The organism is Rhizobium sp. FG113, assembly GCF_057809895.1.
The window spans coordinates 804,040-823,222 of the sequence record NZ_JBMDKV010000001.1; the positions used below are offsets into that span (position 1 = coordinate 804,040).

The 19,183-nt window shown below is 61.2% G+C and carries 19 protein-coding genes; 9 read left to right on the plus strand and 10 right to left on the minus strand.

What is annotated here, in order from left to right; translation table 11 throughout:
• Positions 1-5 precede the first annotated feature (5 nt).
• The 7 genes from lpdA to ACODTZ_RS03540 all read right to left on the minus strand — a co-directional run bounded on the left by lpdA (position 6) and on the right by ACODTZ_RS03540 (position 8,932).
• Positions 6-1,403, minus strand: a complete 1,398-nt coding sequence (gene lpdA, locus ACODTZ_RS03510) for a dihydrolipoyl dehydrogenase (RefSeq protein WP_489023788.1) — start codon at positions 1,401-1,403, stop codon at positions 6-8.
• A gap of 5 nt (positions 1,404-1,408) precedes the next feature.
• Positions 1,409-2,671, minus strand: a complete 1,263-nt coding sequence (locus ACODTZ_RS03515) for a dihydrolipoamide acetyltransferase family protein (RefSeq protein ID WP_489023790.1) — start codon at positions 2,669-2,671, stop codon at positions 1,409-1,411.
• 2 nt (positions 2,672-2,673) lie between these two features.
• Positions 2,674-3,687, minus strand: a complete 1,014-nt coding sequence (locus tag ACODTZ_RS03520; RefSeq protein WP_489023792.1) for an alpha-ketoacid dehydrogenase subunit beta — start codon at positions 3,685-3,687, stop codon at positions 2,674-2,676.
• 1 nt (position 3,688) lies between these two features.
• Positions 3,689-4,921, minus strand: coding sequence for a thiamine pyrophosphate-dependent enzyme (locus ACODTZ_RS03525; RefSeq protein ID WP_489023794.1), 1,233 nt, complete (start codon positions 4,919-4,921; stop codon positions 3,689-3,691).
• Positions 4,922-4,983: 62 nt separating this feature from the next.
• On the minus strand, positions 4,984-6,111 hold the full coding sequence (locus ACODTZ_RS03530) for an acyl-CoA dehydrogenase family protein (protein WP_489023796.1): 1,128 nt from the start codon (positions 6,109-6,111) through the stop codon (positions 4,984-4,986).
• An 18-nt stretch (positions 6,112-6,129) separates the two neighbouring features.
• Complete coding sequence (locus tag ACODTZ_RS03535; RefSeq protein ID WP_489023798.1) at positions 6,130-7,317, minus strand: acetyl-CoA C-acyltransferase; 1,188 nt, start codon at positions 7,315-7,317, stop codon at positions 6,130-6,132.
• A gap of 361 nt (positions 7,318-7,678) precedes the next feature.
• Positions 7,679-8,932, minus strand: a complete 1,254-nt coding sequence (locus ACODTZ_RS03540; RefSeq protein ID WP_489023800.1) for a D-amino acid dehydrogenase — start codon at positions 8,930-8,932, stop codon at positions 7,679-7,681.
• Between the two features lie 187 nt (positions 8,933-9,119).
• Here ACODTZ_RS03540 and ACODTZ_RS03545 point away from each other — a divergent pair, with 187 nt between their 5' ends.
• From ACODTZ_RS03545 to ACODTZ_RS03565, 5 genes are all read left to right on the plus strand, one after another.
• Positions 9,120-9,578 (plus strand): Lrp/AsnC family transcriptional regulator, encoded by a 459-nt coding sequence (locus ACODTZ_RS03545; protein ID WP_018901300.1) that lies wholly within the window; start codon positions 9,120-9,122, stop codon positions 9,576-9,578.
• Between the two features lie 364 nt (positions 9,579-9,942).
• Positions 9,943-10,761 (plus strand): glycosyltransferase family 25 protein, encoded by an 819-nt coding sequence (locus ACODTZ_RS03550; RefSeq protein WP_489023802.1) that lies wholly within the window; start codon positions 9,943-9,945, stop codon positions 10,759-10,761.
• Between the two features lie 81 nt (positions 10,762-10,842).
• Positions 10,843-12,759, plus strand: a complete 1,917-nt coding sequence (locus ACODTZ_RS03555) for a polysaccharide biosynthesis protein (RefSeq protein WP_489023804.1) — start codon at positions 10,843-10,845, stop codon at positions 12,757-12,759.
• Between the two features lie 43 nt (positions 12,760-12,802).
• A complete protein-coding gene (locus tag ACODTZ_RS03560; protein WP_489023806.1) occupies positions 12,803-13,738 on the plus strand; it encodes an NAD-dependent epimerase/dehydratase family protein in 936 nt (311 codons plus the stop codon).
• 1 nt (position 13,739) lies between these two features.
• Positions 13,740-14,318 carry a sugar transferase gene (locus tag ACODTZ_RS03565; protein WP_489023808.1) on the plus strand — a complete coding sequence of 193 codons (579 nt, stop codon included), beginning with the start codon at positions 13,740-13,742 and terminating at the stop codon, positions 14,316-14,318.
• A 66-nt stretch (positions 14,319-14,384) separates the two neighbouring features.
• Here the strand turns inward: ACODTZ_RS03565 and ACODTZ_RS03570 are convergent, their stop codons facing one another.
• A complete protein-coding gene (locus tag ACODTZ_RS03570) occupies positions 14,385-15,704 on the minus strand; it encodes an O-antigen ligase family protein (protein ID WP_489023810.1) in 1,320 nt (439 codons plus the stop codon).
• Here ACODTZ_RS03570 and ACODTZ_RS03575 point away from each other — a divergent pair.
• A complete protein-coding gene (locus ACODTZ_RS03575; RefSeq protein ID WP_489023812.1) occupies positions 15,703-15,996 on the plus strand; it encodes a hypothetical protein in 294 nt (97 codons plus the stop codon). The two genes, ACODTZ_RS03570 and ACODTZ_RS03575, sit on opposite strands and share 2 nt — an antisense overlap.
• Here ACODTZ_RS03575 and ACODTZ_RS03580 read toward each other — a convergent pair.
• Positions 15,993-16,193 (minus strand): hypothetical protein, encoded by a 201-nt coding sequence (locus ACODTZ_RS03580; RefSeq protein WP_047503895.1) that lies wholly within the window; start codon positions 16,191-16,193, stop codon positions 15,993-15,995. The genes ACODTZ_RS03575 and ACODTZ_RS03580 overlap by 4 nt on opposite strands.
• 357 nt (positions 16,194-16,550) lie before the next feature.
• Here ACODTZ_RS03580 and ACODTZ_RS03585 point away from each other — a divergent pair, with 357 nt between their 5' ends.
• The 3 genes from ACODTZ_RS03585 (at position 16,551) to ACODTZ_RS03595 (ending at position 18,639) form a co-directional block, all read left to right on the plus strand.
• Entirely contained in the window at positions 16,551-16,994 is a 444-nt protein-coding gene (locus ACODTZ_RS03585) for a helix-turn-helix domain-containing protein (RefSeq protein WP_489023814.1), read from the plus strand.
• Between the two features lie 108 nt (positions 16,995-17,102).
• Positions 17,103-18,257: a YcaO-like family protein gene (locus ACODTZ_RS03590; protein WP_489024784.1), complete on the plus strand. Its 1,155-nt coding sequence runs from the start codon at positions 17,103-17,105 to the stop codon at positions 18,255-18,257.
• A 124-nt stretch (positions 18,258-18,381) separates the two neighbouring features.
• On the plus strand, positions 18,382-18,639 hold the full coding sequence (locus ACODTZ_RS03595) for a hypothetical protein (RefSeq protein ID WP_489023816.1): 258 nt from the start codon (positions 18,382-18,384) through the stop codon (positions 18,637-18,639).
• 33 nt (positions 18,640-18,672) lie between these two features.
• On the opposite strand, the gene ACODTZ_RS03600 is transcribed toward ACODTZ_RS03595, so the two are convergent.
• Positions 18,673-19,140, minus strand: coding sequence for a GNAT family N-acetyltransferase (locus tag ACODTZ_RS03600; protein ID WP_489023818.1), 468 nt, complete (start codon positions 19,138-19,140; stop codon positions 18,673-18,675).
• Between the last annotated feature and the right edge of the window lie 43 nt (positions 19,141-19,183).

Genomic DNA, 19,183 nt, shown 5'->3' on the forward strand with positions numbered 1-19,183 from the left:
ATCCCTCACATGTGTAACGCGTGCCCGAGCGCCTTTAGCGCCGCCTCCTGAACCGCTTCGCTGCGCGTCGGATGAGCGTGGATCGTTCCGGCGATGTCCTCCAGGCGAACGCACATTTCGATCGCCAGCGCAAACGCCGCCGACAATTCGGAAACGCCGCGGCCGACTGCCTGCAGGCCGAGCACGAGATTGGTGTCGGCGCGGGCCACCACACGCACGAAGCCATCTTCGAACTGCATAGTCATGGCCCGTCCATTGGCCGAGAAGGGGAACTGGCCGACGCGGATCTCGTAACCCTGAGCGCGCGCCTCTTCCGGTGACAAGCCGGCGCTTACGATCTCCGGGTCCGTGAAGCAGACGGCGGGAATGCAGCGCTTGTCCCAGCTGCGCGGCCGGCCGGCGATGATCTCCGCCACCATCTCGCCCTGCGCCATTGCCCGGTGCGCGAGCATCGGTTCTCCGGTGATGTCGCCGATGGCGTAGACCCCACGCATCGAGGTGCGGCACCGATCATCAACGCGCAGATACGGCCCGGCGCGATCGAGATCGAGTTCCTTCAATCCCGCGCCTGTTGTTCGTGGCCTGCGCCCGACGGTGACGAGTATCCTGTCAGCCGGCAGTTTGACCTCGCGGCCATCGGCCTGCTCGATGATCAGGCTTTCGCCGGCATCGGACAGCGCCTTTGCCTTGGCCGCCAGATGAAGCTCGATGCCGCGCTCCCTAAGCGCCTTTGCGACGGGGCGGACAAGCTCGGCGTCGTATTGCGGCAGTATCTGGCCCGTTGCCTCGACGATGGTGACCGAAGAGCCCAGCTTGGCGAAGGCTGTGCCGAGTTCCAGGCCGATATAGCCGGCGCCGACCACCACCAGTCTTTCCGGCACGCTCTGCAGCGCCAGCGCCTCCGTGGAGGAGATAACCCTTCCACCGAATGGAAGGCCAGGCAGTTCGACCGGCTCCGAGCCCGTCGCGATCACGATGTTCTCCGCGCGGATGATCTGTGCGCCGGTCTCCGTCTCGACCTCCACCGTTTTCCCGTCGCGGAACCGCGCCCGGCCATGGAGCTGCTTCACCCTTGCCTTCTGCAGCAAGGCGGCAACGCCGCCAGTGAGACGGCCGACGATGCCGTCTTTCCAGGCGATCGTCCTGGCGAGATCGATTGCCACACCTTCGGCGCGAATGCCAAGCGGGTCTCGACCGCTTGCCATACGGCGCGCGGCGTCGAATTCGTCGGCCGCATGGATGAGCGCCTTGGAGGGAATGCAGCCGATATTCAGGCAGGTGCCGCCGGGCTTTTCCATTTCGACGATCACGGTGTCGATGCCCAACTGACCCGCGCGGATGGCGCAGACGTAACCGCCGGGCCCAGCGCCGATGACCAGTAATTTGCAGATGATCTCTTTCATGGCCCTCAGCCTTCGATGAAAATCAGCGCCGGCGTTTCAAGCAGCACGCGGATGCGCTGAATGAAGGTCGCCGCGTCCCAGCCGTCGATGATGCGATGGTCGAAGCTGGAGGAAAGGTTCATCATCTTGCGCGGCACAAATTGCGTCCCATCCCAGGCGGGGCGGGTGGCGATCTTGTTGACGCCGATGATCGCGACCTCCGGGTGGTTGATGACGGGTGTCGAGACGATCCCTCCAAGCGCGCCCAGCGAGCTGATGGTGATGGTCGAGCCCGTGAGTTCGTCACGCGTCGCGGTTCCATTGCGTGCAGCCTCCGCCAAGCGCGCCATCTCGCCGGCGCAGTCCCAGATCGTGCGGGCCTCGGCGTGCCGCACCACCGGCACCACGAGGCCGGCAGGCGTCTGTGCCGCGATGCCGACGTGAACGCCGCCGGATCGGGTGAGGATGCCGGCATCATCGTTGAAGGTGGCGTTTATATCCGGCTGGTCGGCAACAGCCTTGACGATCGCCCGCATCAGGAAGGGAAGAATCGTCAGTTTCGGATGCTCCGGCTTGCGGTCCCGGTTCATCGTCGCCCGCAAATCCTCCAGCGCCGTCATGTCGATTTCCTCGACATAGGTGATATGCGGGATACGCGAGGTGGAGAGCGACATTTTCTCGGCGATCCGCCGCCGCATGCCGGTCAGTTTGACCTCTTCGGTCGTCGTATTCCTCGCGAAGGGGACAGGGGCGGCAAGCGAAGACGCACCGCGCACAAGATATTGCTCGACATCTTCGCGCAGAATGCGTCCATCCGGACGGTTTGGCGGCACTTGTCTGAGATCGACGCCGCTCTCGCGTGCGAAGAGGCGCACGGAGGGCGATGCCAGCGGCTTCTCCTGCTGACCGCTGTTTGTCGGCTGGGACAGCGCTTGCTTGGCCTTGGCCGGTTGCTGTCGAACGGGCGCCTCGCTTACACTGGCTGCGGCGGACGGCTTCTCCGCCGCGAGGGGCGCGGGCTGAGTGGGCGCCGGCGCATCATCTCCGCCCGCTGTCTCTATCCTCACCAGCGGCGCCTTCACCGCCACGGTGTCTCCCACTTCGGCGCCGAGCCAGGTCACCGTGCCGCTGACCGGTGACGGGATCTCGACAGTGGCCTTGTCAGTCATCACGGCCGCGATCACCATGTCCTCGCGAACCGGATCGCCAGCCTTCACGTGCCATTCGACCAGCTCCGCCTCGGCCACGCCTTCACCGACATCGGGCATCTTGATCGTGAACTCGCCCATCCTCACGCCTCCATGACTTCACGAAGCGCCCGTCCGACGCGCGCGGGACCGGGGAAATAGTCCCACTCCTGCGCATGCGGATAGGGCGTATCCCAGCCCGCGACCCGCACGATCGGCGCCTCCAGATGGTAGAAACAATGCTCCTGGAGCAACGCCACGATCTCCGCCCCGAAGCCAGACGTCAGCGTTGCCTCGTGAACCACGACGCAACGGCCGGTCTTCGACACGGATTGCACGATGGTATCGAGGTCGAGCGGCAAAAGGCTGCGCAGATCGATCACCTCGGCATCGACACCGGTATCCTCGGCCGCCGCGAGCGCCACATGCACCATCGTGCCATAGGCAATGACCGTGACCCCGCTTCCGGCGCGGCGGATCTCCGCCTTGCCGATCGGGATTGCATAGTGGTCTTCGGGCACCTCGCCGAGTTCGTGCTTCGACCATGGCGTGACCGGACGCTCGTGGTGGCCATCGAAGGGGCCGTTGTAGAGCCGCTTGGGCTCGAGAAACATCACCGGATCAGGGTCCTCGATCGCGGCGATGAGCAGCCCCTTGGCGTCATAGGGGTTGGAGGGAACGACCACCTTGAGGCCGCAGACGTGGGTGAACAGCGCTTCCGGGCTCTGGCTGTGCGTCTGCCCGCCGAATATCCCGCCGCCTGTCGGCATCCTGAGCACGATCGGGCATGTGAAATCGCCATTCGAGCGATAGCGAATGCGCGCCGCCTCCTGGGTGATCTGGTCGTAGGCCGGATACATGTAATCGGCGAACTGGATCTCGACGCAGGGCTTCAGCCCATAGGCCGCCATGCCGATCGCCGTGCCGACGATGCCGGATTCGCTGATGGGCGTATCGAAGCAGCGGGTCTTGCCATATTTCGCCTGAAGCCCTTGCGTACAGCGGAACACGCCGCCGAAATAGCCGACATCCTCGCCGAACACGACGACGTCCTCGTCTCGGGCCATCGAGATATCCATGGCGCTGCGCACCGCCTCGATCATGGTCATGCGCGCCATATCAATACCCCGCTTTCTGCCGCTGCCGGCGGATATGCGGCGGCATCTCGGCATAGACACCCTCGAAAATGTCCCGCACCGAAGGCTTGCCGCCGGCATGCAGCGTTCCGTGTTCCTCGGCCCGCTTTTGCGCATCGATCACCTCGTCCAGGATCTCGGCCTCGGCCTGAACATGGCGCTCCTCGGACCAGACACCCTTGAGGATCAGATGCTTCTTCAGCCGCAGCACGGGATCTCCGAGCGGCCATGCGTCGGATTCGGTTTTCGGTCGATAGGCGCTCGGATCGTCGGAGGTCGAGTGGGCGCCGACGCGATAGGTGACATACTCGATCAGCGTCGGACCCAGATTGCGCCGCGCCCGGTCCGCCGCCCAGCGCGCCACGGCGTAGACCGCCAGATAGTCGTTGCCATCGACACGCAGCGCCGGGATGCCGAAGCCGAGCCCGCGAGCGGCGAACGTGCCGGAGCCGCCGCGCGCGATGCCCTGGAATGTGGAGATCGCCCACTGATTGTTGACGATATTCAAGATCACCGGCGCCCTGTAGGTCGAGGCAAAGACGAGGGCCGAGTGAAAATCGGATTCCGCGGTCGAACCGTCACCGATCCAGGCGGCGGCGATGCGCTTGTCGTTCTTGATCGCCGACGCCATCGCCCAGCCGACTGCCTGGACATATTGGGTGGCAAGGTTGCCCGAGATGGTGAAGAAGTCGTGCTCCTTGGAGGAGTACATGATCGGCAATTGCCGCCCGCGCAGTGGATCGTTCTCGTTGGAGAAGATCTGGTTCATCATCTCGACCATTGGATAGTCGTCGGCGATGAGGAGGCCGGCCTGCCGATAGGTCGGGAAATTCATGTCCCCCTTGTTCAGCGCCTTGCGCACGGCGCAACTGACCGCCTCTTCGCCAAGATGCTGCATGTAGAAGGACGTCTTGCCCTGGCGCTGCGCCATCAGCATGCGTGCGTCGAAGGCGCGCAGCTTCATCATGTTGCGCAGCCCGGTCAAAAGCGCCTCGTCCGAGAGCAACCCCGCCCAGGGCCCAACGGCCTCGCCCTCCTGGTTCAGCACGCGGATGATCGAATAGGCAAGATCGCGGATGTCTTCGGACGCGACATCCACCTCCGGGCGCGGCACGGCGCCGGCCTTGGCGATCTTGACGTTGGAGAAATCGGGTAGACCGCCAGGGCGAACGGCGGGTTCGGGGACGTAGAGGCTCAGTCGCTGACTGTCTGGCATTTCCTGTGTTCCTCCTCCGCTCGCATCGATCCTCTCCTCAAGACCGACGCGGCGTATTCTCCCTATAGATTGCGGGCGATCACCATGCGCTGCACGTCACTCGTTCCCTCGTAGATCTGGCAAATGCGGACGTCCCGGTAGATGCGCTCGACGGGATAATCGCTCATGTAGCCGTAGCCGCCGTGGATCTGGATCGCGTCGGAACAGACGCGCTCGGCCATCTCCGACGCAAAGAGCTTGGCCATCGATGCCTCGGAGAGACAAGGCAGACCCGCCTCGCGCAGGCTTGCCGCATGAAACACCAACTGCCGCGCGGCCTCGATCTGGGTTGCCATGTCGGCGAGCCGGAAGGCGACGGCCTGATGCTCGATGATCGGCTTGCCGAACGCCGCCCGCTCGCGGGCGTAGTCGCGCGCTGCCTCATAAGCCGCACGCGCCATGCCGACCGCCTGCGCCGCGATCCCGATCCGGCCGCCTTCGAGATTGGCAAGCGCGATCCTGTAGCCATCGCCTTCCTCGCCGAGGCGAAGATCGGCGGCAATGCGCATGTCGTTGAAGGCGATCTGGCAGGTGTCGGAGGCGTGCAGGCCCAATTTGTGCTCGACGCGAATGACCTCGTATCCCGGCGTGTCCGTCGGCACGATGAAGGCGGTTATCCCCTTCTTGCCGGCTGCCGCATCCGTGACAGCGAAGACGATGATGACCTGTCCGTTCTTGCCCGAGGTGATGAACTGCTTGGCGCCATCAAGCACATAGTCATCGCCGTCACGTCGCGCCCGGGTGCGCAGATTGGAGGCGTCGGAGCCGGCCTGCGGTTCCGTCAGCGCGAAGCCACCGATCCATTCGCCGGTGGCAAGCTTCGGAAGGAAGCGCTGTTTCTGCTCCTCGTTTCCGAATTTGAGGATCGGAACGCAGCCAACGGAGCTATGCACGCTCATGATCGTCGAGCAGGGGCCATCTCCGGCGGCGATCTCTTCGAGCGCCGCCGCATAAGCGACCGTTCCCGTGTCGGAGCCGTCATAGGCCTCCGGCACCAGCATGCCGAGAAGGCCGAGTTCGCCCATCTCCTTCAGTTCGTCGCGCGGGAAGCTATGTGTACGGTCCCGCTCAGCGGCGCCCGGCGCCAGTCGTTCGCGTGCGAAATCGCGCGCGAGGTCCCGGATTTGGCTCTGCGTGTCAGACAAGATCATCAGCGCCTCCTTTCCCGCTCACTGCCGCTCGATGGCGATAGCGGTCGCCTCGCCGCCACCGATGCAGAGCGCCGCCATCCCGCGCTTCATCCCGTATCGCTCCAGCGCCGCCAGCAGCGTGACGATGACACGGGCCCCGGACGCACCGATCGGATGGCCGAGCGCGCATGCACCGCCGTGGACGTTGACCTTGTCGTGGGGGATATCGAGATCACGCATGGCGGCCATCGGCACGACGGCGAAGGCTTCGTTGATTTCGAAGAGATCGACGCTCGATAGCGGCCACCCCGTGCGCTCGGAGAGCTTTCTCAACGCGCCGATCGGCGCCGTGGCGAATTCGCCGGGGGCCTGCGAGTGCGTGGCGTGCCCGACGATTGTCGCGCGGGGTGCAATGTCGTGTTGGTCGGCCCGCGAGCGGCGCATCAGCACCAGCGCGGCGGCGCCGTCGGAAATCGAGCTCGCATTGGCGGCCGTCACAGTGCCGCCTTCGCGGAAGGCCGGTCTCAGCCTGGGGATCTTGTCGATGCTGGCCTTGCCGGGCTGCTCGTCCTCACGGATCGTCACTTCGCTTTTCGCAGAGACAACCGATACCGGCACGATCTCACGATCGAAATAGCCGCCCTCTATCGCCTTCTGTGCCCGTGTGAGCGATGTAATGGCATAGGCATCCTGCGCCTCGCGCGTGAATTGGTAGGCTTCGGCACAGTCTTCCGCGAATGTCCCCATCAAGCGCCCCTTGTCATAGGCATCCTCGAGCCCATCGAGGAACATATGATCGACCACACGCCCATGGCCGAGCCGATAGCCGCCGCGAGCACGATCAAGTAGATAGGGCGCATTGGTCATGCTTTCCATGCCACCCGCGATCACCACCGAAGCGCTGCCGGCGGCGAGCAGATCATGGCCGATCATCACGGCTTTCATGCCGGAGCCGCACATCTTGTTGACGGTGCTGGCAGCAGTTGAGAAGGGCAGATCGGCGCCAATCGCGGCCTGTCGTGCCGGAGCCTGACCCTGGCCGGCTGCAAGCACGCAGCCCATGATGACCTCGTCGACACTCTCAGCTGGGACGTCACTTTGCGAGAGCGCCGCTGCTATCGCCGATGCGCCTAGTTGCGGTGCGGCCAGGGACGAGAAAGCTCCCTGAAAGCCACCGATCGGCGTGCGGGCGGCGCCTGTGATCACAATCGGATCCTGCATCGTCATCGCGACCTCCTCCTCGAAGCCGGCATCGGGATCTCCCGCAGGCCATAACGCAATTGCCCCTCCCGCAACCGGGAAGAACAAACGTCATCAAGCTGCACGGTTCTCCTCCCATGCATCATTTCGCGGATTGCACTTCGCTGCATCAACCTCCAGCAGCACTTCAGGCAATCAAGATGATGCAAAGTCTATGCGCGCTCTTCGTTGAAAGCGATGGCAAATTGTTGCGATGTTTATCGGCAGCAGGCAAGGAAGTTGCCGCATGCATGGCTGCGTCAGACCGATCGTTGCGGCGCTGCTCAGCTGCGGTGCTGGACCGGGTTGCGCCCCCGGCTCCAGCATAGTCGTCCGGCGATTCCGCCCTTTATCGGCCGTATCTGGCGAGCGACAGGTCGCTGACGTCAATATCCGCCTTTCGGCCGCTGACGACATCCGTCAGCACCCGCGCCGAACCCGTGCTCATCGTCCAGCCAAGCGTTCCGTGCCCGGTGTTGAGGAAGAGATTGCGGATGTTGGTCGCGCCGATGACAGGCGTGCCATCCGGCGTCATCGGCCGCAACCCCGACCAATAGTTCGCGGCCTTCAGATCGCCACCGGGGAAGAGATCGCTGACCGAATGCTCCAGGGTTCTGCGGCGCGCGGGGCCGAGGTCGTTCGTATAGCCGGAAATCTCCGCCATGCCGCCAACGCGGATACGGTCGCCGAGACGCGTGATGGCGATCTTGTAGGTCTCGTCCATAACGGTGGACTCAGGCGCGCGCGACGCATCGGTGATCGGGATGGTCAGCGAATAGCCCTTGACCGGATAAACGGGGAGCTTGATCCCGAATGGCTTCAACAGCAGCGGCGAATAGCTGCCGAGCGCCACGACGACGGCATCCGAGAAAACGGTACCGGTATCGGTCACGACGCCCTTGGCCTGTCCGGCCTCGATCGCAAGCCCCTGGATCTGGCGTCCATAGTCGAAGGTGACGCCCATCGAAACGCACTTTGCGGCAAGTGCATTGGTGAACTTGAAGCAATCGCCGGTTTCGTCCTTGGGCGTCAGCAGACCGCCGACGATCTTGTCGCTGACGTGGCGCAATGCCGGCTCCATGCGAATGCAGCCCTCGCGGTCCAGCACTTCATAGGGAATACCGTCAGCCGCCAGCGCCTTCACATCCTTTGCCGATGCATTGAGCTGCGCCTGCGTGCGAAAGAGCTGCAGCGTTCCCTGCATGCGCTCGTCATAGGCGATATCGGTCTCGGCGCGCAGCTCGGCGAGTGACTGACGGCTGTAATCGGCAAGGCGCAGCATGCGCGATTTGTTGATCGCGTAGCGCTCGGAGGTGCAGTTGGAGAGCATCCTGATCATCCAGGAGATCATCGCATAGTCGACCTTCGGGCGGAGGACGAGCGGCGCATGCTCCATGAACAGCCACTTCAGCGCCTTCTGCGGAATACCCGGTGCCGCCCAGGGAGAGCAATAACCGAAGGACACCTCGCCGGCATTGGCAAAGCTGGTCTCGAGCGCCGGACCGGACTGGCGATCGATAATGGTGACCTGATGTCCCGCCTTGGCCAGATAGTAGGCGCTGGTGACCCCGATGACACCGGCGCCGAGAATGGTCACTTTCATGCTTGCCCCTTTTATCTATGCTTTTTTGCCAAGTGTATTTGGCGCTTACGACGTCGGCCGATGCACCTTTGGTGCTTGCGATAAAAATAGAGAAACAATTGAACAATTTCCTGCTGATCAGCATGCCGATATTGCATTCGATTGTCGAATACGAAATTATCACGCGCCAAAAGAGGAATTATTGCGTATGATCCTGGATGCGATCGACCGAAACATCGTGCGTCAGCTCAGGTTGAATGCGCGCATCGCCAACACGGCACTTGCAGCGGAAGTCGGCCTTTCTCCTTCAGCATGTCTTCGACGGATCGCAAGACTGGAAAAATCCGGTCATATCAGGGGCTACACGGCGTTGATCGGCACCTCGGACAGCGACGACGCGCTGGCGGTTATCGTCAACATCACGCTCGATCGGCAGACTGAGGAGCATCTGAACAGGTTTGAGGCAGCCATCCGCCGATATCCGGAGATTCAGGAATGTTTCCTGATGACCGGTGGATCGGATTACATTCTCAAGGTGGAAGTCGAAAGCGCGCGCGATTTCGAGCGAATCCACAAGGACATATTGTCGACCTTGCCCGGCGTCGCGCGTATCCATTCGAGCTTCTCGATCAGGGACGTGCTGAAGCGGGGACCGCGTAAGGGCTGATCCGGATGATGCCCTAGGTTGCAACCATACCTTGGCACGAGCGTGTCGAGTTGGCGTTCGGGAGACAAAAATGGTGATCGACGAAAATTGCCACTCCGCAGTGTGATTGCAGGTAAAAACAACTGACTTGGCAGCCGAGCGTGGCCTTGATTGTCATCCGTTGGCGACACGTCACCCCATTTGGCTCGTGGGCGATGGCCGGCTCTTGAGTCACTCTTCCCGTGAAAACGCTTTGCCCGTTTGGGTAGAGCCTTGCACACGCCTCCTATACATATTATTGGCTGTCGCGGTTGGCCGAGACGTGTGCCTTAGCGAAGAGACCTGTAGCAAGCTTGGCGCCCGATGGATGCCCCAGGAGACGACTGTGCGTGAACGCCAGCAGATCGAGAGCGCGGCTGATATCAGCAATGCGCATCCATCCGAAACGGGTCAGGCCCTGTCTCGACGGGAAATCGTGTCCTACGTCATCAACCTCGATCGCTCGATGGACCGCTGGCAACATATAAAGAGCCAGGCCGAAGAGTTCCGCCTGGATGTCCAGCGTATCGCCGGCGTCGAGATCGACCCTGCGAGCGCAACGCAGTGGCCAGATTATGACCGCGCCGCCTTCGTTCGCGGCAATGGTCGCCCGATGCTGCCGCAAGAATACGGTTGCTATCTCGCGCACGTCAAAGCGCTGAATGCGTTTCTCGAGAGCCGGGCGGAGTGCGCGGTCATCATGGAGGATGATGTCAATCTCAGCGCCGATCTCGTCTCTCGCGCCTACAGCGCGCACCAGGCTGCGCCATTCGCCGAAGTGTTGAAATTGCTCAACCATCGCGTTGTCTGGTTCAGGCCGATCGCGAGGTCGGTCGGTGGCGATGTGATTGGAAAATGCCTGTTTGGCCCCCAGGGGTCCGCGGCATGCTACCTCGTCACCCGTGCGGGCGCGCAGAAGCTGGTAGAGGCCCTCAAGGTCATCACATGCCCCTATGACATAGCGCTTGAGCGTGGGTGGGCCACCGGCGTGAAGGTCTACACCGTGAAGGACGATCTGATTGCCTTGTCGGTTCGGTCGAAAGAGAGCCAGATCGCTGATCGCGCTCGGTATCGATCGATCAAGCTACGTGGCATCCGCAAAATTCCAACGCATATCTGGCGCATGGTGGAACTCTTTCGTCGGGTACGGTACGCAGTTTCATGAGCCATCTTTTCCTTTCCAGTTTTTGCCATAGCATCGCGTGTCGGCTGCTATCGCCAAACCAGTCACGATCGAGCCAGCGCTATGTTTGACAATTATGTTCAGCAGGTTCTTGCCTTGCCGCGACCGGCGAAGCGGGTGATCGCGCTGCTCTTCGACGCCTGCCTATGCATCATTACGGTCTGGATCGCTTTCTGCTTTCGCTTCAACGACTGGTACCTGATGACGGGTGTGCAGTTCTGGACGATCCCTGTATCGCTCGTCATTGCACTGCCGTTGTTCATCACCTTCGGGCTTTACCGCGCCATCTTCCGCTTCATGGGCTGGGCAGCCTTTTCGACGGTCATCAAGTGCGTGCTGATCTACGGCGCGGTCTATATGGTGATCTTCACGGTCATCAGCGTTCCGACCGTCCCGCGAACCGTCGGCATCCTGCAGCCGATGCTGCTCTTGCTGGCCGTTGGCCTGTCGCGTTTCGTGGCACGCTATTTCCTCTACGATGCCTATAGCGAGATTCTCGGCGAGGCCGCGCCGATCCGCACGTTGGTCTACGGCGCTGGCTCCCAGGGACGGCAACTGGTGAGCGCCTTGGGGCATTCGGCCGAGTTCAAGGTCGTCGGCTTTCTCGATGACGATAAGGGCCTGAAGGGGATGTCGCTCAACGGCGTGAAGATCTACAGCCCTCTTAACATCGAGAAGGTCTGCGCCGATCTCGAGGTCAAGACCGTTCTTCTCGCTCTTCCGCAGATCGATCGTTCCCGACGCAACGAGATCATCGAACGCTTGCGTTCCGCTCGGGTCGCTGTTCGCACCGTTCCCGATATCAGCGCAATTGCGACTGGCCAGGCGCAGCTGACCGACCTTCAGGACCTGGATGTCGAGGACCTCCTGGGTCGCACCGCAGTCCTGCCGAACACTGCGTTGCTGGACCAGAACGTCCGCGATCGGATCGTCCTTGTCACCGGTGCCGCCGGCTCGATCGGTAGTCAGCTGTGTCGCGAGATCGCCAAGCTGCATCCCAAGGCGCTGCTGCTGCTGGATCAGAACGAGTTCGGCATTTATTCGCTGCAGGGCGAGCTGGCTGGTGAAGGTGCCGAGCCGCCATTTCCGATCGTTCCGCTGCTTGCCGATGTCTGCGACGAACACCGCATCAATACCATCATCCAGACCTGGAAGCCGGCCACGGTCTATCATGCCGCGGCCTACAAACATGTGCCGCTCGTCGAACAAAACCCCGCCGAAGGCGTCAAGACCAATGTATTCGGGACGCTGACGGTGTCCAAAGCGGCTTTGGCTGCCGGTGTCGAGCGCATGATTTTGGTCAGTACAGACAAGGCTGTCCGCCCGACCAATGTCATGGGCGCCACGAAACGCCTGGCCGAAATGATCCTGCAGGCGCTCGCCGAACAGCACGGCAGCACGACCTTTTCCATGGTGCGCTTCGGCAACGTATTGGGCTCGTCGGGCTCCGTCGTGCCGCTCTTTCGCCAGCAGATCAGCCGGGGTGGTCCGATCACGCTGACGCATGAGGACATTACGCGCTTCTTCATGACCGTGCCGGAAGCAGCGCAGCTCGTCATTCAAGCTGGCGCAATGGCATCCGGTGGCGATGTCTACCTGCTCGACATGGGCGAGCCGGTGAAGATTATCGATCTCGCGCGTCGCATGGTCGAACTGTCGGGCCTGACGGTCCAGGACGAGCAGAACCCGGGCGGCGATATCAGCATCGTGACGACAGGCCTGCGGCCGGGCGAGAAGTTGTATGAAGAGCTGCTGATCAACGACAATCCCGAAGTGACCGACCATCCGAAGATCCGCCGCGCGCGCGAACAGTTCCTCGGCTGGGCGCAATTATCAGCCAAGCTCGACGCGCTCGCGCAGTTCGCGCGGGATGGGGATGCAAGGCGGCTGAAGGCGGCGCTCAGCGATCTGGTGCCGGGATACAGCCCCATGGAGCGCGTGGTGGATCTCGTCGCGCTGCGGCAGGAGGTATCGCAATGATGGTCCGCGCCATGCAAGACGGCCAAGGCCGCCGGAGGCTGGCATGTTCCTCGTAACCGGCGCCTCCGGCTTTGTCGGCCAGGGGCTGTTGCGCACACTGCGGCAACGCGGCATTCCCTTTCGTGGCACAGGCAGGGGCGGGAGTGGCGAGCTCCTCGCTATCAGGGATATTCACGGCGCGACCGACTGGTCTGCCGCCCTTGACGGCATCGATGTCGTGGTCCACCTCGCGGCCGTCAATCAGAATGTCGTCGAAGGGTCGCCGGCGGTGCTTGCCGAGTATCGATCCGTGAATGTCGAGGGGACGATCAACCTGGCGCGTCAGGCGGCGGCTGCGGGTGTGAGACGGTTCGTGTTCTTGAGTTCGATCAAGGCGAGCGGCGAGGCGACGACCAAAGGCAAGCCGTTCACGGCCGAGGGCACGCCCACTCCGGAGACTGACTACGGCCGAACGAAGCTCGAAGCCGAGCGATTGCTACACGCGCTTGGCGCCAGCACGACGATGGAGATCGTTATCATCCGATCGCCGCTGGTCTACGGGCCCGGCATGCGTGGAAGCTTCCAGGCGCTGGTGCGGCTTGTCCAACGCGGCCTGCCGCTGCCCTTCGCCTCGATCGATAACCGCAGGTCGATGGTCTATCTGGAGAACCTGACCGATCTGATCGTGACCGCTGCCAACCATCCGGACGCCGCAGGCGGAACGTTCATGGTTGCCGATAGCAAGAGCCCATCGACACCGGAACTCGTGCGGATGATTGCCGCGGCAACCGGCTCGTCGGCCTCGCTGCTGCCGTTCCCGCCGGCGCTGCTGGAGTTTGCTGGAAATGTGACTGGAAAACGCGAACTGGTCCACCGCCTGACGCGCTCGCTACACGTCGACATCTCCGAAACAAGCCGCCGGCTCGGCTGGACGCCGCCATTCGAGATGGCCGACGCTTTGTCGCGAACGCTTGGCCCCGCAAAACCCATTAAGGACTGACATGACAAGCAAGCTCAACCAGGGGATCAAGAGGGCGTTTGATTTTTGCGCGGCGTCGGGTGGCCTCGTCGTTCTGTCTCCCGTTCTGCTTGTGCTGACCATCATGGTCCGGCGCTCATCGCCCGGCGGCGCCTTCTTCCGCCAGCAGCGGGTCGGCCGGGACGAGGTTCCCTTTACCTGCCTGAAGTTCAGGACGATGGCGGCCGGCACACCTGATGTCGGCTCCCATGACGCCGCGGAAAGCTGGATCACGCCCATCGGCAAGACGCTTCGCGCCTATAAGCTCGATGAACTGCCGCAACTCGTCAACGTGCTGAAAGGTGAGATGAGCCTGGTAGGCCCCCGCCCGTGCCTCCCAAGCCAGCCGGATGTCATCGCTGCCCGTAGAGCCAAGGGCGTGTTTGCCGTTCGCCCCGGTATTACCGGCCTTGCGCAAATTGCCGGCATCGACATGTCGACCCCGGAGAAACTTGCAGCCGCCGATGCCGAATACGTCAAGACCGCCAGCCTGTGGAACGACATCGCCATGATCTTCGGCTCCGTCATGGGCAAGGGAAAGGGCGACGCTGCGCTGAAATAGGGCTGCTTTATGCTTGATGCAGCGGTCAATCAGATAACGCGAGACTAGGCCGCGTTCCCAAGATTCCTATCTGGCCGCAGCCTGCAAATCCGGCACATTCGCCTCAGTTGGCCGCAAGCGAAGATTGCACCAGCAGGCGAACGCCGATGTCACGAGGGCGAGGCTTTCGCCGATCGCCAACCTGTTGTTTGAATTGCTGAGAAGCGTGAGCGCAAAGAAGAAGATGCCGACAAGATAGGCATACATCGCCGCGCGCGGAATAATGCCTTGCCGATAGGCCTTGCAGACAAAGAAAATGAAACTCGCCAGGATCAGCCCCATAACGAAGGCCCCAAACAGGCCGAACCGGACCAGTATTTCCAGATATCCGTTGTGCAGCAGCGTGTAGGAAACGTGGGCGTAGCGGGTGTGCTGCCAGCGCTCGAGCCATTCGTTGCCCCAGCCGAAGATCGGGGCGGATGAGAACAGTTCCCAGCCGTTCGACCACAGCTGAAGTCTTTCATCCATTGCGACGGGTGTATTGCCCGACTGAATAGTCTGCGTGATGGTGTCTGCGCTGTTCGAGCTGCCGACAATGCCGCTGAACATCGAAGCAGTCGCTTTGATCGTGGGGCCAGCTGTCTGATCGAGATTATGGCGGACGGCGTATAGTCCGACACCAAGCAGTGCTATCGCGCATGCAATCACCAATCCGCTGCGAGCGCGCACCTTGATGTATCGCATGCCTATGATGGCGAGAACCGGCAGCGTCAAAGCCATCGCGAGCCAGACGCCCTTGGACTTCGCGCCATAGATGGCGATCACGCATAGAACCAGAATAAGCGGAGAAACCACGTAGGCGAGCCGTGCAAACCGGCGGTCGGCGGCGGGAGTTGTCAGATAATGAAGAAGCCAGAAGGTCGACATCACGAAGATGAGGCCGCAGGCGACCGCGCCGTGAATCTGATTGTTCATGACGAGCGGGCGAACCGCAACGCCGGTGGCGATCGTACCAATCGTCAGCGCCACTGTGACGGCGAGCATGATCAACGCTATGACAAAAAACGCCGCGACGATCTTCTCCATCTCACGCTCATAGAGTGCGAAGGCGATTCCGAGGATAGGGAAGAACAGCGGAAAGGCGAAGAGCCAGTCGGACCCGCCGATATCGTGATGCTCGGTCGTGATGTAGATGAACGCGAAGCGGGCGAGCACATAGATGGCCCAGCCCATGCAGAGCCAGCCCAGCCAGTTTGTGCGCGGCCGTGACGGCTCTTTCGCGTAGTAAACCAGCGCGATAATGGCCAGGATCGCGCATGCGTAGCGATAGGTATCGCTCTCCACGAGCAGCGCCGATGACGCGAGCAGCCACAGAAGACAGCCGAATATTCTGAGGGCAGGGCTCATGGCGGCGCTGGAGGCGCGAAACGAATTGTTCAAGATGTCTACTTCTGCCTGCGCGCGTGTTCCTGCGTCAATGTCGACGGCCGCTCTCATCGAAAACATGACGCGCACCGGCGCTTATTTCGAGCGCGGTGCGTTGGCTTACAAAATCGATATTTACGAAAATAGTGTGGCCGGCAAGACCGCTTCGGCCACAGTTCACTGCAAAAGCTTTGTAACGGAGCGAAAGACACGCGAACTTCCGATGCCGGTAGTCGAGGGCTTTGAGCAGCTGTGCTCGGCTTCAGTGCCTTAGTGTGTCGCCGTACGGTTCTGCTTGGAGAGGCTGAGAATATAGTCGTCGGCGATGTCGGCAATTGCCATCGCGATTTCCGCCGGCGAAAACTCCATCTGTTTCTCGCCGAAGATCATCTGATGAACGGCTTCTTCGATCTGCTGACGGCAGGCCGACAATCGGTCGGCGTGGCTTATTTCAATGGCAGGTATCTGCATGACGTTTGTCCCCAATGTGCTGCGCCTGAAACGAAGTTTCGTGCCCTGATTACTTCGGCGCTAACAGTCGCCGAAGCGACATGGCCACACGCATGCCCCGATCTTCGCATCCTACTATAGAGCGTAAGCTTGCCGGTTCGCGTGAAATCGACGTGACACGATTTTAAGTGGTTTTTTCTTAAATACTCACCCAGCGAGGTAGCTGATCTCACGGTTTGGCGGGCAATGCGGTGCAGGTTTTTGCAACGTTACAAACGGTGAATAAAGATTCTTCGCCATCCCTTTACTTTTAGTTGCATTTTTTCGCGGCGGCTTCATTATGCAGCAACATTCCTAATATTGCAGGCGAGGGACGCCATGAAGGCGAAATCGACGAACGCGATCGACGGCTATGTCGGGGAACGGGTTAGGCTGCGTCGCAAGATGCTCGGCATGAGCCAAGCCAGCCTTGCGGAAGCATTGGGCATCACGTTTCAACAGATTCAGAAATACGAAAAGGGCATAAACCGCATCGGCGCCAGCCGACTTTTGCGGATGGCGGAGATATTCGGCGTCACCGTCGGCTATTTCTTCGAGAACGGTGCGACAAGCACTGGTGATGACGGCACCCGCCCGGAGACGGACGCTGTCGCCGCATTCATGGCCTCGAAGGAGGGGCTGGCGCTCGGCAAGGCTTTCATCGCCATTGAAGACCCGAATGTCCGCCAAAAATTGCTCGCTTTGACGCGCAGCCTTGGCTCTTCCGGCATCGTCATAAATGATCGCGACAGCGCGGATCAGGCGGAGCTCGAAGGCAATTAGCGTATGGCGCCATTCATCTGCCAACTCGACACGTTGTTGGCTCGTGCCTTCCGTGGGTGACCAGCGCTGACCGTAATTATCGAGCCATCAGGATACTCGGACCGGATCCTGCCGGCGTGCGAGACGCTGTCTCGCGTCACGCCGCTTCTGGCCCAGTTCGGCGTAACGCGCGTGGCACGTCACACGGGCCTTGATCATATCGGCATACCCGTATGGTGCGCCTATGCCCCGAACGCGCCATCGGCCGTCGTGGCGCAAGGAAAGGGACTATCCGACGACGACGCCAAGGTCTCTGCAATCATGGAGGCGCTTGAGCGAGCCGTTGCCAGCCGACCGGCGGTGTCGACGTTTAGGGCTACCGTCCGGGAGTTGCAGGTGCAAGGACATCAAGTAACGACGCTAGCCTGTCTAACCGGATTACATAAGGCCGATATCGGTCCGGACGAACATGTGGACTGGGTGATCGGGCGCGAATTGATGTCGGGCGCGCCCATACATGTGCCATTCGAGGCTGTCGTCTTGAACAGAACGCTGCAGTCGCGCTTCTGGATGTCGTCCGATGGGCTGGCGTCTGGAAACACCCTCGACGAAGCCGTGTTGCACGGCATACTCGAACGCATCGAGCGGGACGCCTATGTGCTTTGGCAAATAGGAGACGACCGCTTCAGGCGCTCCCGATGCGTGGACCCTGCATTGTACGGCGACGATGTTCTCAATCGGTTGGTTGAGCAGATAAGCGCAGCCGGCCTCATGCTGAAACTGTTCGATATAACCAGTGACGTTGCCATTCCCTGCTTCACCGCGTTGCTTGGGCCACGGGGCGTTCTGTCGGACACGACCGTGCGCTTTGCCGAGGTAACAGGTGGGAGCGGCGCGCATCCGTCTCCTGTCCGCGCAGCCATTCGCGCGATAACCGAAGCCGTGCAATCGCGGCTGACATTTATCAGCGGCGCGCGCGACGATATCGCGCCGAACGCCTTTCAAGCGCAGCTGCCCGCGCAGCTAAGTGACAGCTTCCTCAGCGAACCCATTGCGTCCGCAGCACTTTCCTATACCGGTGGCCGATCGCTTCAGCAGTATCTGGGCCATGTGCTGGGCAGACTGCGCGCCGCAGGCATCGCCACGGTCGCCACGGTTGAATTAAGCGGTCCGGATATTCCCTTCAGTGTGGTCAAGGTGCTGATAGCAGAGCTGGAAAATCCGGATGGCAAACGAGCGCGGCGGTTCGGAAGTCGAGCGCTTTCAAGAACTTTCGTGCTTTAGGGAAACTATCCTGGTAGCTGCAAGCGGCCGGTGCGTCATACCACCCTCAAGTTGTTTCACACTTTATTCACGGGCGCCGCCTGCGTCGCGGGCCTATGTTGCGTCGTGTTGGCGGAGAAGAGACATGAGTGCAATGCCCAAAGACCACGGGGATGATCACGGCGAGAACGCAAGATCTCCAGAAGATATCAAGGAGCTCGCGGCGCTCGCGCGCTTGATCGGCTACGCGCGCGCTGCGGCGGAGGATGTCGAGCTTGTCGGTGCTGTTCATTGGCTTGAGCTCGCCATCCAGGCGGTAAACCGGGAGATTCTCGCTTCGCCGAACATGGAGCTCGTTGCGCCCTACCTCGGGACAACGACGGACAGCCGCAGTACGCACTGACATTTGTGAGTCGGCGCGATCGGCGATCTTGAGCTACGTGTTTTGCAAGACAGTCGCGCCGAGCATTTTTGAGTAGACACATAAAGCGTTGGACCGGCTGTAGCCGTTCGTCTTGTAATAGTCTGCGACACCGCCAATCTGGCGCGAAACCAACCACACTTGCAGATAGTCTAGTTGAATCGCCGTGTGCTCGACATGAGAGAGCAGGGCGGTTCCGAAACCCATTCTTTGATAGGATGGCGAGATGGCAATCTCTGCGACATACAGGCCGGTGCCGATTGCCGACGTATGCGGTGACGCAAATACGAAACCGACGAGTTGGCCTTGATAAAAAGCCCCAAGCGTGATGGCGTCCAATGCCGAAGACAGCTCGACCAGCCGCCTCCTGGCATTCTCCATTGTCCACGCCTCCTCCCAAGGGGGCTCGGCATAGGCTTGAACCAGAATATCCGCGCCGCCTAGCGCCTCTGCGTGATCAATTCGTCTTACGCTGAACGTCATACCGAACCCGCTGCTGACCTGACCGATGCTCTCTTTGCGTCAA

Excerpts from the sequence above, each read along its gene's own strand:
- ACODTZ_RS03520 (WP_489023792.1), bottom strand. The coding sequence starts at position 3,687 with ATGGCGCGCATGACCATGATCGAGGCGGTGCGCAGCGCCATGGATATC.
- ACODTZ_RS03570 (WP_489023810.1), bottom strand. The coding sequence starts at position 15,704 with ATGAGCCCTGCCCTCAGAATATTCGGCTGTCTTCTGTGGCTGCTCGCG.
- ACODTZ_RS03585 (WP_489023814.1), top strand. The coding sequence starts at position 16,551 with ATGAAGGCGAAATCGACGAACGCGATCGACGGCTATGTCGGGGAACGG.
- ACODTZ_RS03530 (WP_489023796.1), bottom strand. The coding sequence starts at position 6,111 with ATGATCTTGTCTGACACGCAGAGCCAAATCCGGGACCTCGCGCGCGAT.
- lpdA (WP_489023788.1), bottom strand. The coding sequence starts at position 1,403 with ATGAAAGAGATCATCTGCAAATTACTGGTCATCGGCGCTGGGCCCGGC.
- ACODTZ_RS03535 (WP_489023798.1), bottom strand. The coding sequence starts at position 7,317 with ATGACGATGCAGGATCCGATTGTGATCACAGGCGCCGCCCGCACGCCG.
- ACODTZ_RS03525 (WP_489023794.1), bottom strand. The coding sequence starts at position 4,921 with ATGCCAGACAGTCAGCGACTGAGCCTCTACGTCCCCGAACCCGCCGTT.
- ACODTZ_RS03545 (WP_018901300.1), top strand. The coding sequence starts at position 9,120 with ATGATCCTGGATGCGATCGACCGAAACATCGTGCGTCAGCTCAGGTTG.
- ACODTZ_RS03575 (WP_489023812.1), top strand. The coding sequence starts at position 15,703 with ATGGCGGCGCTGGAGGCGCGAAACGAATTGTTCAAGATGTCTACTTCT.
- ACODTZ_RS03580 (WP_047503895.1), bottom strand. The coding sequence starts at position 16,193 with ATGCAGATACCTGCCATTGAAATAAGCCACGCCGACCGATTGTCGGCC.
- ACODTZ_RS03515 (WP_489023790.1), bottom strand. The coding sequence starts at position 2,671 with ATGGGCGAGTTCACGATCAAGATGCCCGATGTCGGTGAAGGCGTGGCC.
- ACODTZ_RS03555 (WP_489023804.1), top strand. The coding sequence starts at position 10,843 with ATGTTTGACAATTATGTTCAGCAGGTTCTTGCCTTGCCGCGACCGGCG.
- ACODTZ_RS03600 (WP_489023818.1), bottom strand. The coding sequence starts at position 19,140 with ATGACGTTCAGCGTAAGACGAATTGATCACGCAGAGGCGCTAGGCGGC.
- ACODTZ_RS03540 (WP_489023800.1), bottom strand. The coding sequence starts at position 8,932 with ATGAAAGTGACCATTCTCGGCGCCGGTGTCATCGGGGTCACCAGCGCC.
- ACODTZ_RS03595 (WP_489023816.1), top strand. The coding sequence starts at position 18,382 with ATGAGTGCAATGCCCAAAGACCACGGGGATGATCACGGCGAGAACGCA.
- ACODTZ_RS03560 (WP_489023806.1), top strand. The coding sequence starts at position 12,803 with ATGTTCCTCGTAACCGGCGCCTCCGGCTTTGTCGGCCAGGGGCTGTTG.
- ACODTZ_RS03565 (WP_489023808.1), top strand. The coding sequence starts at position 13,740 with ATGACAAGCAAGCTCAACCAGGGGATCAAGAGGGCGTTTGATTTTTGC.